Origin of the sequence: Paraburkholderia yinzeri, from assembly GCF_046581065.1 — a bacterium.
Classification (GTDB): Bacteria; Pseudomonadota; Gammaproteobacteria; order Burkholderiales; family Burkholderiaceae; genus Paraburkholderia.
Map to the genome: position 1 here is coordinate 3,284,027 of NZ_JBFOCJ010000001.1, position 16,599 is coordinate 3,300,625.

A 16,599-nucleotide genomic window follows, 5' to 3' on the forward strand; every position below is an offset into this window, starting at 1 on the left:
GGCCGTGCCGTGGATTACATCGCCGCGGGCTGCATTCCTGCCTGCCCTTTACGGCGAAGCGCGCATTGTAGCACAGGCCGGGTTTGCCGCGAACCCGGGCATCGCCGGCGAACGCGGGCACTGCGCTCAGGGCCGGTTCATATGGCACGTCGTCGGCAGCACGGTCTGCTGTGGCGGTAATTCCCGCACCGTCCGGAAGCCGTAGCCCGAGCCTTCGTTGTCGTAGCGCACGCCCGGCGTGCCCGCTTTGTCCATTTGCATCACATAAAGGGGCTGGATCACCTGATGATCGTCGGGGCGCATCCACATCGGATGAAAGCCGCTTTCGTCGCCCATGAACCGCAGCCCTTCCAGCGCCTTCGCCACCGCGGTGGGGTCGGCCGTGCCGGCGCGGGTCATGGCCTGCGCCAGCATCTCGACCAGCATTTCCACGCGCAGCATCGGGTAATCGTCCCGCGGGGCCGGGTAGCGCGTGCGGAATGCGGCGTACCACGCGTCGGAGGCGCTGCCGCCGGCGTTCGGATGCCAGTCCGCCACCGCGATCACGCGCTTCACGCCTGCGTCGCCCAGCGCCGCCGGCGCCCCGAGACTGTTGCCGTAGAACGTATAGAACTTCGCGTCGAGCCCCTGCTCCCGCGCGGCTTTCACGAGCAGCGTGAGGTCGTCGCCCCAGTTGCCGGTGACGATGGCGTCGGCGCCCGAAGCGCGGATCTTCGCAATATAGGGCGTGAAGTCCTTGACGCGGCCGATCGGGTGGAACTCGTCGCCCACGATCGCGATGTCGGGCCGGCGCCGAATGAGCGCGGTGCGCGCGAGCGTGCTCACATCGTGGCCAAAGCTGTAATCCTGGTTCAGCAGATAGACCTTCCTGACGGAACGATCGGCGGCGATCACGTCCGCGAGCGCATCCATGCGCATGCCGGCGTGAGCGTCGAAGCGGAAATGCCAGAAGCTGCAGTTCGCGTTCGTGAGCGCGGGGTCGTCGGCGGAATAGTTGAGGAAGACTTCGCGGTTATCGGGCTCGCGCGCGTTCTGGCGCTCGACGGCCGTCACGAGCGCCGCCGCCACCGCCGAGCTGTTGCCCTGGAGGATGAAGCCGATGTGCCGGTCGGCGGCCGCGTGCAACTGGATCAGCGCCGTCGCGGCGCTGCCCTTGCTGTCGAGCACGACCAGTTCGAGCGGATGCCGGCCGTCGCGCAACGTCACGCCGCCGCGCGCGTTGACGCGCTCCACACCGAAGCGAAGATTGCGTTCGACGGCTGCGCCCGCGTCGGCGAACGGTCCCGACATGCCCTCGATCAATGCGAGCCGAATCGGCGCGCCCGCCGGATCCTGCGCCTCGGCCGCCTGAGCCCGCACCGCGCCCGTCGATGCGACGACAAGCGCAGTCCCGAACGCCATCGCAAGCGCGCTCACCCGTGCTCCCAGCCCCGCCGCCGCGCGGCCGATTCGTGCCTTCATACCCTCTTCCTCCGATGTCGCGCCCGACCCAATGCAACCCAACGCAACCCAACTCGATACCCGGCGCGGACGAAGCGCGGATCATAGGGTGCGCAGTGTCAATGCCGCAAGCCCAGGCGCCATTGCGTGTCAAAATAGGGCATTGATAACAATGGCGTTCTTCGGAACATCGCCTTTGGGAGATTCCATGCTCAACCGCTTTACCCGCGCGCTGGCAGCCGGCCTCGGAGCGCTCGCGCTCGCCGGATGCGTGCAGCCTTGGCAGCGATTCCATACGGGCGACGACGCGCAAGCCGTGATCGCCCGCTTTGGGCCGCCGAGCGAAATCTATGACCTGCCGAACGGCGGCAAGCGCCTGATGTGGCCAACCCAGCCGATGGGCGAGACGACCGTCGCCGCCGACATCGACGCGAGCGGCAAGGTCGTGAACGTGCGCCAGGTGCTGCAAAACAGCGAGTTCTATCGCGCCGAGATCGGCAAGTGGACGCGCGCCGACGTGCTCGTGAACTTCGGCCGCCCCGAAGACACGTCCTACTACCCGTTGATGAAGCGGCAGACGTGGACGTACCGGTATCTGGACGACGACATCTGGTACATGCTCTACAGCTTCTACTTCGACGACGACGGCGTTCTTCGGCTCATGCAGAAGACGCCCGATCCGCTGCACGACCCGGACGAGCGCCGCGGTTTCTTCTAATCCGCGGCGATATCTCGCCCAAAAGCAAAACCCCCGCGCTCTCATGCGCGGGGGTTTTGCTTGTGCCCCGAAGCGGTAGACGCAACGGGGTGCGCCGCCGCTTACGAACGCTGCGGATTGAGCTTGTCGCCCGAGTAGAGCTTGTTGAGCGCCGAGATATACGCCTTCGCCGAAGCGGCGACGATATCCGGATCGGTGCCCACACCGTTCACGATACGGCCAGCCTTCGACAAACGCACGGTCACTTCGCCCTGGGCCTGGGTGCCGGTGGTGATTGCGTTCACCGAATACAGCAGCAGTTCGGAGCCGCTGCCGACTTCGGTCTCGATGGCGTTGAGCGTCGCGTCGACCGGGCCGTTGCCGGCCGCCTCGCCCGTCACTTCCTTGCCGTCGGCCGAGAACACGACGCGGGCGTGCGGACGCTCGCCCGTTTCCGAGTGCTGCGCGAGCGAGAGGAACTTGTAGTGCTCCTTCTCCTGCGCCTCGGCCGACTCTTCCGTGACGATCGCGATGATGTCTTCGTCGAAGATCTCGGCTTTGCGGTCCGCCAGTTCCTTGAAGCGCGCGAACGCGTTGTTCAGTTCGGCTTCGCTGTCGAGCTGAATGCCCAGTTCCTGCAGACGCTGCTTGAATGCGTTGCGGCCCGAAAGCTTGCCGAGCACGATCTTGTTCGCGCTCCAGCCCACGTCTTCCGCGCGCATGATCTCGTAGGTGTCGCGCGCCTTGAGCACGCCGTCCTGATGAATGCCCGAGGCATGCGCGAACGCGTTCGCGCCCACCACGGCCTTGTTCGGCTGCACGACGAAACCGGTGATCTGCGAAACGAGCTTCGAGGCCGGCACGATCTGCGTGGTGTCGAGGCCGAGGTCGAGGCCGAAGTAGTCCTTGCGGGTCTTCACGGCCATGACGATTTCTTCGAGCGAGGTATTGCCGGCGCGCTCGCCGAGACCGTTGATCGTGCACTCCACCTGGCGCGCGCCGCCGATCTGCACGCCGGCCAGCGAGTTCGCGACGGCCATGCCGAGGTCGTTATGGCAGTGCACCGAGAACACGGCCTTGTCCGAGTTCGGGATGCGCTCGCGCAGCGTCTTGACGAGGTTGCCGTACAGCTCGGGAATGCCGTAGCCGACCGTATCGGCGATGTTGATCGTCGTGGCGCCTTCGTTGATGACGGCTTCGAGCACGCGGCACAGGAAGTCGAGATCCGAACGGCTGCCGTCTTCCGGCGAAAACTCCACGTCGTTGGTGAACTTGCGCGCAAAGCGCACCGCCAGCTTCGCCTGCTCGAACACCTGCTCGGGCGACATGCGCAGCTTCTTCTCCATGTGCAGCGCCGAGGTGGCGATGAACGTGTGGATGCGGAAGTGGTCGGCAGGCTTGAGCGCGTCGGCGGCGCGCTGGATGTCCTTGTCGTTGGCGCGGGCGAGCGAGCAGATCGTGCTGTCCTTGATCATGCCGGCGATCGTGTGGATCGCGTCGAAGTCGCCGTTCGAGCTGGCCGCGAAGCCCGCCTCGATCACGTCGACCTTCATGCGTTCGAGCTGCTTCGCGATGCGAATCTTCTCTTCCTTCGTCATCGACGCACCGGGCGACTGCTCGCCGTCACGCAACGTCGTATCGAAGATGATGAGCTTGTCTGCTGCCATTTCGGGTCTCCAGGGGGACTTGTTCAGTGTCTAAAACGGATTTCGGGTGTTCGCGCCACCGATGGCGACGCTGACAATGAACGAGGCTTACGGAGGGCGAGCGAGATCAGCGCGGCAGGCGCGCTAGAGCTAGCGCGCTTAGGAGCGCACCGGCTTGAAGAGAAAGAAGGGGGAACGAGATCGTTGCCATGCCGCCGACTATAGCCGGATTCGGCCGATAGTGCAATCGGATGGGCCCCGGAGCGGCCGGGAACCGTAGCGAGCGCCGGAAACGACCGGGGCCGCCGAAAGCGGCCCCGAATGCGGGCGTGCCGGGTCGCGTAAAACGCGCCCGTGCTACCGGTCGCGCGGCGAGGAACGCGCCGGATTGGCGCGACCGCGCGCGGCCTGCCAGGCCCAGAACACGTAGCCCGAGAGGCCATACAGCACGAACAGGCCGAACAGCATCAGCGGCGGATCGGACGAGACGAGCACGAACGCCACCACCACGAGCAGGATCGCCGCGAACGGTACGCGGTGCCGCACGTCGAGCGCCTTGCCACTGTAGAACGGCGCGTTCGACACCATCGTCACGCCCGCGTAGATCGTCAGCACGAACGCCACCCACGGCAGCCAGGCAAGCTTGACCGGCACGCGGTTGTCGGTGGACAGCCAGACGAAGCCGGCAATCAGCGCCGCGGCCGCCGGGCTCGGCATGCCCTGGAAGAAGCGCTTGTCGACCACGCCGATGTTCGTGTTGAAGCGCGCAAGCCGCAGCGCGGCACCGGAACAGTAGACGAAGGCCGCGAGCCAGCCCCAGCGCCCGAGGTCCTTGAGCACCCACTCGTACATCACGAGTGCGGGCGCGACGCCGAACGACACCATGTCCGAAAGGCTGTCGAACTGCTCGCCGAACGCGCTCTGCGAGTGCGTCATGCGCGCAACGCGCCCGTCCATGCCGTCGAGCACCATCGCCACGAAGATCGCGATGGCCGCCACTTCGAAGCGCACGTTCATCGCCTGCACCACCGCGAAGAAGCCGCAAAACAGCGCCGCAGTGGTGAACGCGTTGGGCAGCAGGTAGATGCCGCGCTTTTTCAGGAACTGCTGACGGGCGGCGCGGCGCGTCGCCGCAACGCCCATCGGCGGGTCCTGCAAGGACTTGTTGCGGCGGAACGGCCGCGGCAGCGGTCCGCCCGTCGCATTGCGGGGACGACGCGGTTTGAGTCCGGCCATCGCAACCCTCCTTATGCCGATTGCGTTTGCAGTTCGGCGAGGATCGTCGACGAAGCGGACACCTTCTCGCCGATCGACACACGCGGACGGCTGCCCACCGGCAAATACACGTCGACACGCGAGCCAAAGCGGATGAAGCCGTAGCGCTGGCCGCGCGAGAGCGGCTCGCCCGAACGCACGTAGCAGAGAATCCGCCGCGCGATCAGGCCCGCGATCTGCACCGAGGTGACGACGGTGCCGTCGGCCATCGTCAGCACGACAGCGTTACGCTCGTTCTCGGTCGAAGCCTTGTCGATGGCCGCATTCAGGTAGGCGCCCGGGAAGTATTCGACCTTCGCAACGGCGCCGTCGACCGGCGAGCGTTGCGAGTGCACGTTGAACACGTTCATGAACACGCTGATCTTGAGCGCCTCGCGGTTCGCGTACGGATCGTGCGCGGTCTCCACGGCGACGATACGGCCGTCGGCCGGGCACAGCACGGCGTTGGCCTGGGTCGGGATCGGGCGCGGCGGGTCGCGGAAGAACTGCACGACAAAGATGAGGATCAGCCAGAACGGCCACGCGAGGCCGAACCCTGCGACGGCATGGATCAAGAGCGCCACGACGGCCGCAATGGCGATGAACGGCCAGCCTTCGCGGGCGATGATCGGGTGAGGGTAATTCATGGTGGCTTCGGTGTTTTTTTAAAAACCGTAGGATAGCAAAAGCCGCCCAAGCTTCATCCCACCTGGGCGGCTTTTGCTGGAACTGGCGGCGGCGGCGCGGCGGCGTTGCGAAAAATTCTCCGGCCGCCTGGCCGCACGAGCAAGGTCAGATCAGTTCTTCGACTGGTCGACGAGCTTGTTCGCGGCGATCCACGGCATCATCGCGCGCAGCTTCGCACCGACCTGCTCGATCTGGTGCTCGGCCGTCAGGCGGCGGCGCGATTGCAGCGTCGGGGCGCCGGCCTTGTTTTCGATGATGAAGCTCTTCGCGTACTCGCCCGTCTGAATGTCGGTCAGCACCTGCTTCATCGCCTTCTTCGTTTCAGCCGTCACGATCTTCGGACCCGTCACGTACTCGCCATACTCGGCGTTGTTCGAGATCGAGTAGTTCATGTTCGCGATGCCGCCTTCGTAGATCAGGTCGACGATCAGCTTCAGTTCGTGCAGGCACTCGAAATACGCCATTTCCGGCGCGTAGCCCGCTTCCACCAGCGTTTCGAAGCCGGCCTTGATCAGGTCGACCGTACCGCCGCACAGCACAGCCTGCTCGCCGAACAGGTCGGTTTCGGTTTCTTCGCGGAAGTTCGTTTCGATGATGCCGGCACGGCCGCCGCCGTTCGCTGCCGCGTACGACAGGGCGATGTCACGCGCCGCGCCCGACTTGTCCTGGTGGACAGCGATCAGGTGGGGCACGCCGCCGCCTTGCGAGTAGGTGCCGCGCACCGTGTGGCCCGGCGCCTTCGGGGCGATCATGATGACGTCCAGATCCGCGCGCGGAATCACCTGGCCGTAGTGGACGTTGAAGCCGTGCGCGAAGGCGAGCGCAGCGCCATTCTTGGCGTTCGCGTGCACTTCCTTCGCGTACACGTCGGCGATCTGCTCGTCGGGCAGGAGCATCATCACGACGTCGGCGTTCTTGACGGCTTCGGCGACTTCCTTGACCGCGAGGCCGGCGTTCTCGGCCTTGCTCCACGAAGCGCCGCCCTTACGCAGGCCGACCGTCACGTTCACGCCGCTGTCCTTGAGGTTCAGCGCGTGGGCGTGGCCCTGCGAGCCGTAACCGATGATGGTGACCTGCTTGCCTTTGATGAGGGAGAGGTCGGCGTCCTTGTCGTAAAAAACTTTCATGTCTGTTCCCTGGCGAGAGTACAAAAATAAGCGAAAAAATTGAGAAATCCGGTACTGCCGTATGTGAATCCGACGAATGGCGAGGTGTCGTCACACCTTCAGGATGCGCTCCCCGCGCCCGATGCCCGAGCCGCCCGTGCGGACGGTTTCGAGAATCGCGGTGGCGTCGATCGCCTCGATGAACGCGTCGAGCTTGTCGCTCGCCCCCGTCAGCTCGATCGTGTAAGTCTTTTCGGTGACGTCGATGATGCGGCCGCGGAAGATATCCGCCATCCGCTTCATTTCCTCACGCTCCTTGCCAACCGCCCTGACCTTGATCAGCATTAGCTCGCGCTCGATGTGGGCGCCCTCGGTCAGGTCGACCACTTTCACCACCTCGATCAGGCGGTTCAGATGCTTCGTGATCTGTTCGATCACGTCGTCCGAGCCAATGGAAACGATGGTCATGCGCGACAGCGAACGGTCTTCGGTCGGCGCCACCGTCAAGGTTTCAATGTTGTAGCCGCGTGCGGAGAAGAGTCCGACCACGCGCGAAAGCGCGCCCGGCTCGTTTTCCAGCAAAACGGAAATGATGTGTCTCATGGTGTAATCCGCGATTTATCCAGTGGAGCTTGACTGCCGCCCTTCCCCGCGAACCCGCGCGCCCTTTGTGTGGACGCGCGCCGCGCGAGGTCGAAACGGCGCCGTGCAAATACCGTTACAGGTCTTCCGAACCGAGCAGCATCTCGGTGATGCCCTTGCCGGCCTGAACCATCGGCCAGACGTTTTCGGAAGGGTCGGTCTGGAAATCGAGGAACACCGTGCGGTCCTTCAGGCGCAGCGCTTCCTTGAGCGCCGGCTCCACATCAGCGGTCTTTTCGATCCGCATGCCGACGTGGCCGTACGCCTCGGCGAGCTTCACGAAGTCCGGCAGCGCATCCATGTACGAATGAGAATAGCGCTTGCTGTATTCGATCTGCTGCCACTGGCGGACCATGCCGAGGTAGCGGTTGTTCAGCGAGATGATCTTCACGGGCGTGTCGTACTGCTTGCAGGTCGACAGCTCCTGAATGCACATCTGGATCGAGCCTTCGCCCGTGATGCACAGCACGTCGTCGTCCGGGTGCGCCATCTTCACGCCCATCGCCGCCGGCAGGCCGAAGCCCATCGTGCCAAGGCCGCCGGAATTGATCCACCGGCGCGGCTGGTTGAAGCGGTAGAACTGCGCAGCCCACATCTGGTGCTGGCCCACGTCCGAACACACGAACGCGTTGCCGCCCGTGAGCTCCCACGCCTTTTCCACCACGTACTGCGGCTTGATGATCTCGCTCGAACGGTCGAACTTCAGGCAGTTCTTCTCGCGCCAGCCTTCGATGTCCTTCCACCAGTCGGCAAGCGCGACCGTATCGGGGCCGTGCTCGGCGTGCTGGAGTTGCTCGATGAGCTCCTTGAGCACTTCCTTCACGTCGCCGACGATGGGGATATCCACCTTCACGCGCTTGCTGATCGACGACGGGTCGATGTCGATGTGAATAATCTTGCGCGGGCGCGAGGCGAAGTGCGCCGGGTCGCCGATCACGCGGTCGTCGAAGCGCGCGCCGATCGCGATCAGCACGTCGCAGTGCTGCATCGCCATGTTGGCTTCGAACGTGCCGTGCATGCCGAGCATGCCGAGGAACTTGCGGTCGCTCGCGCGGTAGCCGCCCAGCCCCATCAGCGTGTTCGTGACCGGATAGCCAAGCAGGTCCGCGAACTGGTTCAGCTCGCGCGACGCATCGGCGAGGATGATGCCGCCACCGGTATAGATATACGGACGTTTGGCCGTCAGCAGCAGCGAAACCGCCTTGCGGATCTGCCCCGAGTGGCCCTTCGTGACCGGGTTGTACGAGCGCAGCGCGATGCTTTTGATCGGTTCGTACGCGCACGGCGTCTTCGACACGTCCTTCGGAATGTCGATCAGCACGGGGCCGGGACGGCCGGTGCGCGCAATGTAGAAAGCTTTCTTGACGGTGGCGGCGAGATCGCGCACGTCCTTCACGAGGAAGTTGTGCTTCACGCAAGGGCGCGTGATGCCGACCGTGTCGCACTCCTGGAAGGCGTCCTGACCAATCGCGGCGGTAGGCACCTGGCCGCTGATGACCACCATCGGGATCGAGTCCATATAGGCCGTCGCGATGCCGGTCACCGCATTGGTGACGCCGGGGCCCGAAGTCACGAGACACACGCCGACCTTGCCGGTCGAGCGGGCGTAGGCGTCGGCCGCGTGCACGGCTGCCTGTTCGTGGCGCACGAGCACGTGCTGAATCTTGTCCTGCTTGTACAGCTCGTCGTAGATGTAGAGTACCGAGCCGCCGGGATAACCCCAGATGAATTCGACCTGCTCGTCGGCGAGCGCCTTCATCAGCACGGTTCCGCCGATGGACTGGCCTTGCTGGCCATGAGGGTCAGATTCGTTTGAAACGGGGGAAACCGACGTGGAGAATTCCGCGCTGGGCATATTCATCGTTCACCTTTCGAATTTTCGGCAAAAAATTGATCGGGTGCTCTCTGCCGGGCTTGTGGCTCGGGTTCAAGCGGCGCGTCCAGTTGACAGATGAGCTTCTTGGGCCACATCCGAATTGAGACAAGTCACTTATGTTGCGAACCGTCGAAGATAGCGACTCGTGCCCCACTGGTCAAGCAATTCTTGCAGTCCATGCATGACGCAAATTCCATTATCTAACCGCAGTCTGGCCGCGCCATTACCCCGTGAGCGCGAAAATTTGCTAGCATCCGCGAGTTTTACGACATTTTTCGAACGATTACGCGTACGCTCTGGTGGCGGCGCCCTGCAACGGATGGCATCAGACAAAGAACTCGCCGATTTTCTGGCGGGCGTCGAGAGACGCGCGTTCAAGCAGACGGTCTACGCCGTGCGGGACGACGACGCCTCGCTCGATATCGTGCAGGACGCGATGATCAAGCTCGCGGAAAAATACGGAGACCGACCGGCAGCGGAACTCCCGCTGCTGTTCCAGCGCATCCTGCAAAATGCGACACATGATTATTTTCGCCGGCAAAAAGTACGCAATACTTGGGTGAGCCTGTTCTCCTCGCTCGGCAACGCCGACGACGAGGACTTCGACCCGCTCGAAATCTTCGAGGCCGAGCAGGGATCCGCGGGCGCCGAAAGCAGCGAACAGCAACTGGAACGGGAACAGGTTCTCAACCTGATCGACCAGGAGATCCAGAAATTACCGGCACGTCAACGGGAGGCGTTTCTCATGCGTTATTGGGAAGATATGGATGTCGCCGAGACTGCCGCCGCGATGGGCTGCTCCGAAGGCAGTGTGAAAACGCACTGCTCCCGGGCTACCCACACGCTGGCACAAGCGCTCAAGGCAAAAGGAATCACGCTATGAGCTCCACTCTCGAAAACAAAGAACTAGAGTTCGTGCGGGAGCTGCGCCGTGCCCTCGACGAGAGTGCCGCCGGCCTGCCCGCCTCCGCTACGGATCGCCTCGCCGCCGCCCGTCGTACCGCGCTCGCCCACAAGAAGGCCGAGCTGGTGTTCGTGCGCGTGCCGGCGCTCGCACCTGCCGGCGCCGCTGTCGGTGCTTCTGCTGGCTTTTCTACCGGCGTCGGAATACCCGGCGGTCTTGCCGCACCGCGCCGCCGGTCGCCGTTTGCGCGCCTCGTGCTCGCCTGGCCGCTCGTCGCGCTCGTGGCGGGCCTCTTCGCCATCGCGTATTTCGAAGATCAGCAGCGCACGGCCGAGCTTGCCGATATCGACGCCGCCATGCTGAGCGACGACCTGCCGCTCACTGCGTATCTCGATCACGGCTTCAACGCCTACCTGTCGCGATCGCATTAACGGGGAGACGCACGGGGTGAGCTACAAGCGCGGCCTGGCCGTAGCGATTGGATCGGTAGTCGCGGCACTCGTGTCGTATGTGGCGACCTATCCGCGCTTTCACCCCGAAGCCGCGCCTGGCGCGGCGGCCAGCACGCCGGCCAGCGGAGCCTCGGTCGACACGTCGATCGCCACGGCCTTTACGCCCCTGCCGGGCCGCAAGGATCCCCTCGCCTGGGCAAATCTTACCGATGCGCAGCACACGGCGCTCGCGCCGTTCGCTCTGGAATGGGACAAGTTCAGCGACGAGCGCCGGAAGAAGTGGCTGAGAATCGCCGCGCGTTACCCGAAGTTGACGACAGATGCACAAAAGCGACTGCATGACCGCATGACCGAATGGGTCCGCATGACCCCCGAGCAGCGGCGTGTCGCGCGCGAAAATTATCAGGTGTCGAAAGAACTGCCGGCGCAGGCGCGCCAGCGTGCCTGGAAGGACTATCAGCAGCTCTCGCCCGAGCAGAAGGCGAAGCTTGCCGCGACCGAGCGCAAGCGCCGCACGGTCGTCAGCGCACCGCCTAGCAGCACCAAGAGCGAGGTCCGCGACATCGACCGCCTCGTCGACGAACGCGATCGCCGCAACCAGCCGCACTCGCCGGCTTCCGCACCGCTGGTGCCGGGCGTGCGCCCGGGTTCGGCGCCGGGCGCCATGAACGCGCCGGCAGCCACCGCGGCAATCCCCCCGGCCGCAAGCTACGCGCCGGCCGCGCCCGCTCCCGTTTCGCCGGCCGCCGAAGCATCCGCGGTGTACAAGGGTTCGTAAGCCCCCTCCCGCTGCTTTCCCCTGGTTGCCGGAACGGGGGCGTTCGCAGGTATGCTTGAGGCATCCTGTCCTCCCCCCCTTTTCCGACTTCCGGCGCCACCGTGACCGAACCCGCCATTGCCGAGGTGCAAGCGTCCCCTTCCGCCACGAACGCCGGGACGCCCCCGTCCATCCGCCGGCGCCTTGCCGCGCTCCTGTACGAAAGCGTGCTGCTGTTCGGCGTGATCTTCATCGCCGGACTCGCGTTCAGCCTCGCCCTCGGCCAGCGCAACGGGCTCACCTATCATCACCTGATGTCGGTCTGGATCGCGATCGTCGCCGGCGTCTACTTCGTCGGCTTCTGGCACCGCGGCGGGCAAACGCTGCCGATGAAAACCTGGCGCCTGCGCGTGGTCGGCCCGCACGACGCCCCGCCATCGCTCCCACGCGCGACGCTGCGCTACCTCGCCGCCTGGCTCTGGTTCCTCCCGCCGCTCGCGCTGCATCCGCTCTTCGATCTCTCGATTCCGCGTACGCTCCTGCTCGCGGTCGTCTGGTTCGCGCTCTGGGTCGCAAGCGCGCGCTTCGGTACGAGCCGCCAATTTCTGCACGACCGTATCGCCGGCACGCGCATCGCCGCCGTGCCGCGCTAGCTCTCGCGGTTTTGCAACATTTCGCAGCACCGCAGGACTGCGTAACAAGAACATCTTGTGACTGTCACGGCACCGTCACGCCCGCATGGCGCAATGCGCGTATTGCAAACCCGCAGCGCGAGCCATGGCCCAGAACCCGACCGCGACCACGCTGTTCCGGCAGACCACCGGACCGGCCACCGACCCCGCCGCTTTTCACTCCGGCTCTGGCGGCGCCACTTTTTCCCCACCGCCGCCGCCGATCTCCACCGATACCGCCACCGGCCCCCACGACGACGACCATCCCGCCCCGCATCGCTACCGCACCATCTGGCTCTCCGATATCCACCTCGGATCGAACGGCTGCCAGGCGAACTACCTGCTCGACTTCCTGCGTCACAACGAGTCGGAATACCTGTACCTCGTCGGCGACATCATCGACGGCTGGCAGTTGAAGAAGGGCTGGTACTGGCCGCAGGCGCACAACGACGTGGTGCAGAAAGTGCTGCGCAAGGCGCGCAAGGGCACTCAGGTCGTGTACATCCCGGGCAATCACGACGAAGCGGCGCGCCAGTTCTGCAACCTCGCGTTCGGCGACATCCACGTGCGCGACGAGGCGTTTCACACGACGCTCGCCGGCAAGCGCCTGTGGGTCGTGCACGGCGATCTGTTCGACGGCGTGATCCAGCACGCCAAATGGCTCGCCTACCTCGGCGACTCGGCGTACACGGTGATCCTCGTGCTGAACCGCTGGTTCAACCGCATCCGCGCGAAACTGGGCTTCCAGTACTGGTCGCTCTCGCAGTACCTCAAGCACCAGGTGAAGAACGCCGTGAACTTCATCTCGTCGTTCGAGCGCGTGATGACGGACGAAGCGCGCCGCCGCGGCTGCGACGGCGTGGTTTGCGGCCACATCCACAAAGCCGAGATCCGCGACATCGACGGCGTGTTGTACTGCAACGACGGCGACTGGGTGGAAAGCCTCTCGGCGCTCGTCGAAACCTTCGAGGGCGAACTGCGCATCGTCTACTGGACGGTGATGCAGGCTCCCGAGGCGCAAGGCGCCTCGCGCAAGGCGCGCATCAGCGCCTGAACGCGCGCCCGGCGATCCGCGAGGAGTGCGGATCGCCTTCGTGCCCGCAGCCGGGCCAGCCTGGCCGGCCGGACAGAACAACCGCAATACGAGAGAGCCGACGACCGATGAAAGTAATGATCGTGACCGATGCATGGGAGCCGCAGGTCAACGGCGTAGTACGGACGCTCAAGAACACGACGCGCGAGCTGATCGCGCTCGGGCATCAGGTCGACCTGCTTACGCCGCTGGAATTCCGCACGATCCCGTGCCCGACCTACCCCGAGATCCGTCTTTCGCTGCTTCCGAAGCGCCATCTGCGCAAGCGCATCGACGAGTTCGGTCCCGATGCGCTGCATATCGCCACCGAAGGCCCGCTCGGCCTCGCCGCGCGCGCCTACGCGATCGAACACGACCTGCCGTACACGACCGCCTATCACACGCGCTTTCCCGAGTACGTGCAGGCCCGCTTCGGCATTCCGCTTTCGGCCACCTATCGCTTCCTGCGCTGGTTTCACAAGCCTTCGCTCGCGGTGATGGCGCCCACGCCGGTCGTGAAGGCCGACCTGGAGAAGTTCGGCTTCACGAACGTCGTGCTGTGGACGCGCGGCGTCGATCTCGACATCTTCGAGCCGATGGATTCGAAGGTGCTCAACACGGCACGCCCGATCTTTCTCTATGTGGGCCGGGTGGCCGTGGAGAAGAACGTCGAGGCGTTCCTCAAGCTCGATCTGCCGGGTTCGAAGTGGGTCTGCGGCGAGGGTCCGGCGCTCGCCGAGCTGAAGTCGCGCTATCCGCAGGCGAACTACCTCGGCGTGCTGAGTCAGCCGGAGCTGGCCAAGGTCTACGCCGCCGCCGACGTGTTCGTGTTCCCGAGCCGCACCGATACCTTCGGCCTCGTGCTGCTCGAAGCGCTTGCCTGCGGCACGCCGGTCGCCGCTTATCCGGTGACGGGCCCGATCGATGTGCTCGGCAACGGCCACGCGGGCGCGATGAACGAGGATCTGCGCGAAGCTTGCCTCGAAGCGCTCAAGATCGACCGCGCCACGGCGCGCGCATGGGCCGAGCGCTTCTCGTGGCGCGCCGCGTCCGAGCAGTTCGCGTCGCACCTCAAGCCGCGGCCGCGCACGACGATGCAGGAATCGAGCGCCACGGCCTGAAGCCGGGAGGTTCGCGATGACCCGGCCTTCGACTGCGCGCGTGCCCACCCGCGAGGGCGCGCAGGATCAGCCCACCAACACCCCCAAGGCGGTTGCCGCGGCGGATGCGTCCGGCGCAGCGACCCGGGCGGCGTGCGATACTGGTGCGACCGCTCGCACCGCCATGCCGCCACGCTCGCCTTCACCGCAGGGATCCGCCCAGCCCGCCGCCGTCGCGCTGCAGCGGCGCGCCGCGCCCGATCATCCCGACAACGCGGCCGGCGCTGCCGTGGACGAAGCGCCCCAGCCGCCGCTCTCGCACCACGACGCCGCCGAGCCCGTCGATCCGCACGAACCCCACGAACCGCTCGGCCCGGACGATCCGCTCGCGCCGCCGCCGTTCAATCCCTACAAGGGCAATCGCGGCGTGACGCGCGCCTGGCACGCGCTCAAAAACTCGATTGCAGGTTTTCGCGTGGCGATCGAGGAGGAAAGCGCGTTCCGCCAGGAACTCACGCTCGCGGCCATTCTCCTGCCGATCGGCCTCGTCATCCCGGTGGAGCCCGTGGCGCGCGTGCTGCTGCTCGGTTCGGTGATGCTCGTGCTGATCGTCGAACTCATCAATTCGAGCATCGAAAACGCCATCGACCGCATCGGCCTCGAGCGCAACGAGCTCTCGAAGCGCGCCAAGGACCTCGGCAGCGCGGCCGTCACCGTGGCGCTCGTTCTCTGCGTGATGACATGGGGGCTGATCCTCGTGCCGCTCTTCGGACCGCCGCTCGTACGCTGGCTCGCCTCGCTGTAAACCCTGCCGCGCGATGCCGGGCGCATGGGTGCCCGCGCCCCGCTCCCGTTACGATTCCTTACAGGCCGAATCGTCGGTTTATAATCGTTCGATAGTCTTGAAAAGACCAACCGTATCCGGGCTGTCCACGCAGCAGCAAACCTGCAGCAGCGCGCAAGCCCGGCACTTTCTGGGCCGGACGACATGGAAGCCAAAACTCCCCGCCGTACACGCGAACGGATACTCGAACTCTCGTTGAAACTGTTCAACGAGATCGGCGAGCCCAACGTCACCACGACGACCATCGCCGAGGAAATGGAAATCAGTCCAGGCAACCTGTACTACCACTTCCGCAACAAAGACGACATCATCAACAGCATCTTCGGCCAGTTCGAGCAGGAGATCGAAAAGCGGCTGCGCTTTCCCGACGACCATCGGGCAACCATCGACGAGATGTGGGCCTATCTGCAGTACATGGTCGATTTCACGTGGCGCTACCGCTTCCTCTACCGCGACCTGAACGATCTGCTCGCGCGCAACCGCACGCTGGAGATGCACTTCAAGCAGATCATCAGCCACAAGGTGCACTTCGCGAAGCAGTTCTGCGAGCAGCTCGTGGCGGACGGCGAAATGGTGGCCACGCCCGCCGAGATCGACGTGACGGCGACCAACATCGGCGTGATCGCCACCTACTGGCTCTCCTACCAGTTCGTGATGAACCCGCGCAAGTACAACGATCAGGAAGCGATTCGCGACGAGCTCCACCAGGTGAGCGTGCAGATCGTTTCGCTGATGGCGCCCTACCTGCGCGGACGCGCGCGCCAGCTTTTCGACGACCTCGTCTCGGGCAAGCTGGAAAAGCGCGAGTTCTACGACTACCTGCCGCCGCGCGACGGCGCGGCGCGTGACAACAAGGACGTGCGCGAATGAAAGCGGTCTGTGTGTATTGCGGCTCCTCGCACGGAGTCAGTCCCGTCTACACCGAAGCGGCCCGCGCTTTCGGCCGGGCACTCGTTGCGGCGGACCTCGGCCTCGTCTACGGCGGCGGCAAGGTGGGCCTGATGGGCGTAATCGCCGACACCGTGATGGCCGAAGGCGGCCGCGCGATCGGCGTGATTCCCGAACTGCTCGTGAACAAGGAAGTGGGCCACGAGGGACTCTCGGAGCTGCACGTCGTGCCCGACATGCATCATCGCAAGAAGATGATGGCCGATCTCTCCGATGCGTTCGTCGCCATGCCCGGCGGCGCGGGCACGCTCGAAGAGCTGTTCGAGGTCTACACGTGGGCGCAGCTCGGCTATCACCACAAGCCCGTCGCGGTGCTCAACATCGACGGCTTCTACGACCCGCTCATCGCGCTGCTCCGGCATACGGTACGCGAGGGCTTCATGCGCCAGACCTACTTCGATCTGCTGCAGGTCGACAGCGAGCCCGCCGCGCTCATCGAGAAGCTGGAACGCTACCGCGCGCCCGCGCAGGACAAGTGGTCCGATATGCGCGAGAAGGTCTAG

Annotated in this window: 17 protein-coding genes; 10 read left to right on the forward strand and 7 right to left on the reverse strand. The window is 64.9% G+C overall.

What is annotated here, in order from left to right:
* Positions 1-126: 126 nt before the first annotated feature.
* On the reverse strand, positions 127-1,401 hold the full coding sequence (locus tag WJ542_RS15640; protein WP_411190580.1) for a branched-chain amino acid ABC transporter substrate-binding protein: 1,275 nt from the start codon (positions 1,399-1,401) through the stop codon (positions 127-129).
* Positions 1,402-1,648: 247 nt separating this feature from the next.
* On the opposite strand from WJ542_RS15640, the gene WJ542_RS15645 reads away from it, so the two are divergent.
* The gene (locus tag WJ542_RS15645) at positions 1,649-2,158 is read left to right on the forward strand and encodes a hypothetical protein (protein WP_411190103.1); all 510 of its coding nucleotides are present in this window, start codon (positions 1,649-1,651) and stop codon (positions 2,156-2,158) included.
* A gap of 101 nt (positions 2,159-2,259) precedes the next feature.
* Here the strand turns inward: WJ542_RS15645 and WJ542_RS15650 are convergent, their stop codons facing one another.
* From WJ542_RS15650 to WJ542_RS15675, 6 genes are all read right to left on the reverse strand, one after another.
* Entirely contained in the window at positions 2,260-3,804 is a 1,545-nt protein-coding gene (locus WJ542_RS15650; protein WP_411190104.1) for a 2-isopropylmalate synthase, read from the reverse strand.
* A 336-nt stretch (positions 3,805-4,140) separates the two neighbouring features.
* Positions 4,141-5,019 (reverse strand): CDP-diacylglycerol--serine O-phosphatidyltransferase, encoded by an 879-nt coding sequence (gene pssA, locus WJ542_RS15655; protein WP_411190105.1) that lies wholly within the window; start codon positions 5,017-5,019, stop codon positions 4,141-4,143.
* Positions 5,020-5,030: 11 nt separating this feature from the next.
* On the reverse strand, positions 5,031-5,684 hold the full coding sequence (locus WJ542_RS15660; protein ID WP_027795481.1) for a phosphatidylserine decarboxylase: 654 nt from the start codon (positions 5,682-5,684) through the stop codon (positions 5,031-5,033).
* 150 nt (positions 5,685-5,834) lie between these two features.
* Positions 5,835-6,851: a ketol-acid reductoisomerase gene (gene ilvC / locus WJ542_RS15665; protein ID WP_411190106.1), complete on the reverse strand. Its 1,017-nt coding sequence runs from the start codon at positions 6,849-6,851 to the stop codon at positions 5,835-5,837.
* Positions 6,852-6,941: 90 nt separating this feature from the next.
* Positions 6,942-7,433, reverse strand: coding sequence for an acetolactate synthase small subunit (gene ilvN / locus WJ542_RS15670; RefSeq protein WP_027795483.1), 492 nt, complete (start codon positions 7,431-7,433; stop codon positions 6,942-6,944).
* Between the two features lie 115 nt (positions 7,434-7,548).
* The gene (locus tag WJ542_RS15675; RefSeq protein WP_411190107.1) at positions 7,549-9,333 is read right to left on the reverse strand and encodes an acetolactate synthase 3 catalytic subunit; all 1,785 of its coding nucleotides are present in this window, start codon (positions 9,331-9,333) and stop codon (positions 7,549-7,551) included.
* Positions 9,334-9,667: 334 nt separating this feature from the next.
* On the opposite strand from WJ542_RS15675, the gene WJ542_RS15680 reads away from it, so the two are divergent.
* The 9 genes from WJ542_RS15680 (at position 9,668) to WJ542_RS15720 (ending at position 16,599) form a co-directional block, all read left to right on the forward strand.
* The gene (locus tag WJ542_RS15680) at positions 9,668-10,231 is read left to right on the forward strand and encodes an RNA polymerase sigma factor (protein ID WP_411190581.1); all 564 of its coding nucleotides are present in this window, start codon (positions 9,668-9,670) and stop codon (positions 10,229-10,231) included.
* Positions 10,228-10,683, forward strand: a complete 456-nt coding sequence (locus tag WJ542_RS15685; RefSeq protein WP_411190108.1) for a DUF3619 family protein — start codon at positions 10,228-10,230, stop codon at positions 10,681-10,683. Before WJ542_RS15680 ends, WJ542_RS15685 begins: the two co-directional genes overlap by 4 nt.
* A gap of 16 nt (positions 10,684-10,699) precedes the next feature.
* Complete coding sequence (locus WJ542_RS15690; protein WP_411190109.1) at positions 10,700-11,482, forward strand: DUF3106 domain-containing protein; 783 nt, start codon at positions 10,700-10,702, stop codon at positions 11,480-11,482.
* Positions 11,483-11,583: 101 nt separating this feature from the next.
* Positions 11,584-12,114, forward strand: coding sequence for an RDD family protein (locus tag WJ542_RS15695; protein ID WP_411190110.1), 531 nt, complete (start codon positions 11,584-11,586; stop codon positions 12,112-12,114).
* Positions 12,115-12,238: 124 nt separating this feature from the next.
* On the forward strand, positions 12,239-13,186 hold the full coding sequence (locus tag WJ542_RS15700; protein ID WP_411190111.1) for a UDP-2,3-diacylglucosamine diphosphatase: 948 nt from the start codon (positions 12,239-12,241) through the stop codon (positions 13,184-13,186).
* Between the two features lie 107 nt (positions 13,187-13,293).
* Positions 13,294-14,325, forward strand: coding sequence for a glycosyltransferase family 4 protein (locus tag WJ542_RS15705; RefSeq protein WP_411190112.1), 1,032 nt, complete (start codon positions 13,294-13,296; stop codon positions 14,323-14,325).
* A gap of 163 nt (positions 14,326-14,488) precedes the next feature.
* Positions 14,489-15,109, forward strand: a complete 621-nt coding sequence (locus WJ542_RS15710; protein ID WP_411190582.1) for a diacylglycerol kinase — start codon at positions 14,489-14,491, stop codon at positions 15,107-15,109.
* Positions 15,110-15,292: 183 nt separating this feature from the next.
* Positions 15,293-16,018, forward strand: coding sequence for a TetR/AcrR family transcriptional regulator (locus WJ542_RS15715; RefSeq protein WP_411190113.1), 726 nt, complete (start codon positions 15,293-15,295; stop codon positions 16,016-16,018).
* Positions 16,015-16,599, forward strand: coding sequence for an LOG family protein (locus tag WJ542_RS15720; RefSeq protein ID WP_411190114.1), 585 nt, complete (start codon positions 16,015-16,017; stop codon positions 16,597-16,599). The genes WJ542_RS15715 and WJ542_RS15720 overlap by 4 nt, the downstream gene beginning before the upstream one ends.

Excerpts from the sequence above, each read along its gene's own strand:
- WJ542_RS15640 (WP_411190580.1), bottom strand. The coding sequence starts at position 1,401 with ATGGCGTTCGGGACTGCGCTTGTCGTCGCATCGACGGGCGCGGTGCGG.
- WJ542_RS15645 (WP_411190103.1), top strand. The coding sequence starts at position 1,649 with ATGCTCAACCGCTTTACCCGCGCGCTGGCAGCCGGCCTCGGAGCGCTC.
- WJ542_RS15650 (WP_411190104.1), bottom strand. The coding sequence starts at position 3,804 with ATGGCAGCAGACAAGCTCATCATCTTCGATACGACGTTGCGTGACGGC.
- pssA (WP_411190105.1), bottom strand. The coding sequence starts at position 5,019 with ATGGCCGGACTCAAACCGCGTCGTCCCCGCAATGCGACGGGCGGACCG.
- WJ542_RS15660 (WP_027795481.1), bottom strand. The coding sequence starts at position 5,684 with ATGAATTACCCTCACCCGATCATCGCCCGCGAAGGCTGGCCGTTCATC.
- ilvC (WP_411190106.1), bottom strand. The coding sequence starts at position 6,851 with ATGAAAGTTTTTTACGACAAGGACGCCGACCTCTCCCTCATCAAAGGC.
- ilvN (WP_027795483.1), bottom strand. The coding sequence starts at position 7,433 with ATGAGACACATCATTTCCGTTTTGCTGGAAAACGAGCCGGGCGCGCTT.
- WJ542_RS15675 (WP_411190107.1), bottom strand. The coding sequence starts at position 9,333 with ATGAATATGCCCAGCGCGGAATTCTCCACGTCGGTTTCCCCCGTTTCA.
- WJ542_RS15680 (WP_411190581.1), top strand. The coding sequence starts at position 9,668 with ATGGCATCAGACAAAGAACTCGCCGATTTTCTGGCGGGCGTCGAGAGA.
- WJ542_RS15685 (WP_411190108.1), top strand. The coding sequence starts at position 10,228 with ATGAGCTCCACTCTCGAAAACAAAGAACTAGAGTTCGTGCGGGAGCTG.
- WJ542_RS15700 (WP_411190111.1), top strand. The coding sequence starts at position 12,239 with ATGGCCCAGAACCCGACCGCGACCACGCTGTTCCGGCAGACCACCGGA.
- WJ542_RS15705 (WP_411190112.1), top strand. The coding sequence starts at position 13,294 with ATGAAAGTAATGATCGTGACCGATGCATGGGAGCCGCAGGTCAACGGC.
- WJ542_RS15710 (WP_411190582.1), top strand. The coding sequence starts at position 14,489 with ATGCCGCCACGCTCGCCTTCACCGCAGGGATCCGCCCAGCCCGCCGCC.
- WJ542_RS15715 (WP_411190113.1), top strand. The coding sequence starts at position 15,293 with ATGGAAGCCAAAACTCCCCGCCGTACACGCGAACGGATACTCGAACTC.
- WJ542_RS15720 (WP_411190114.1), top strand. The coding sequence starts at position 16,015 with ATGAAAGCGGTCTGTGTGTATTGCGGCTCCTCGCACGGAGTCAGTCCC.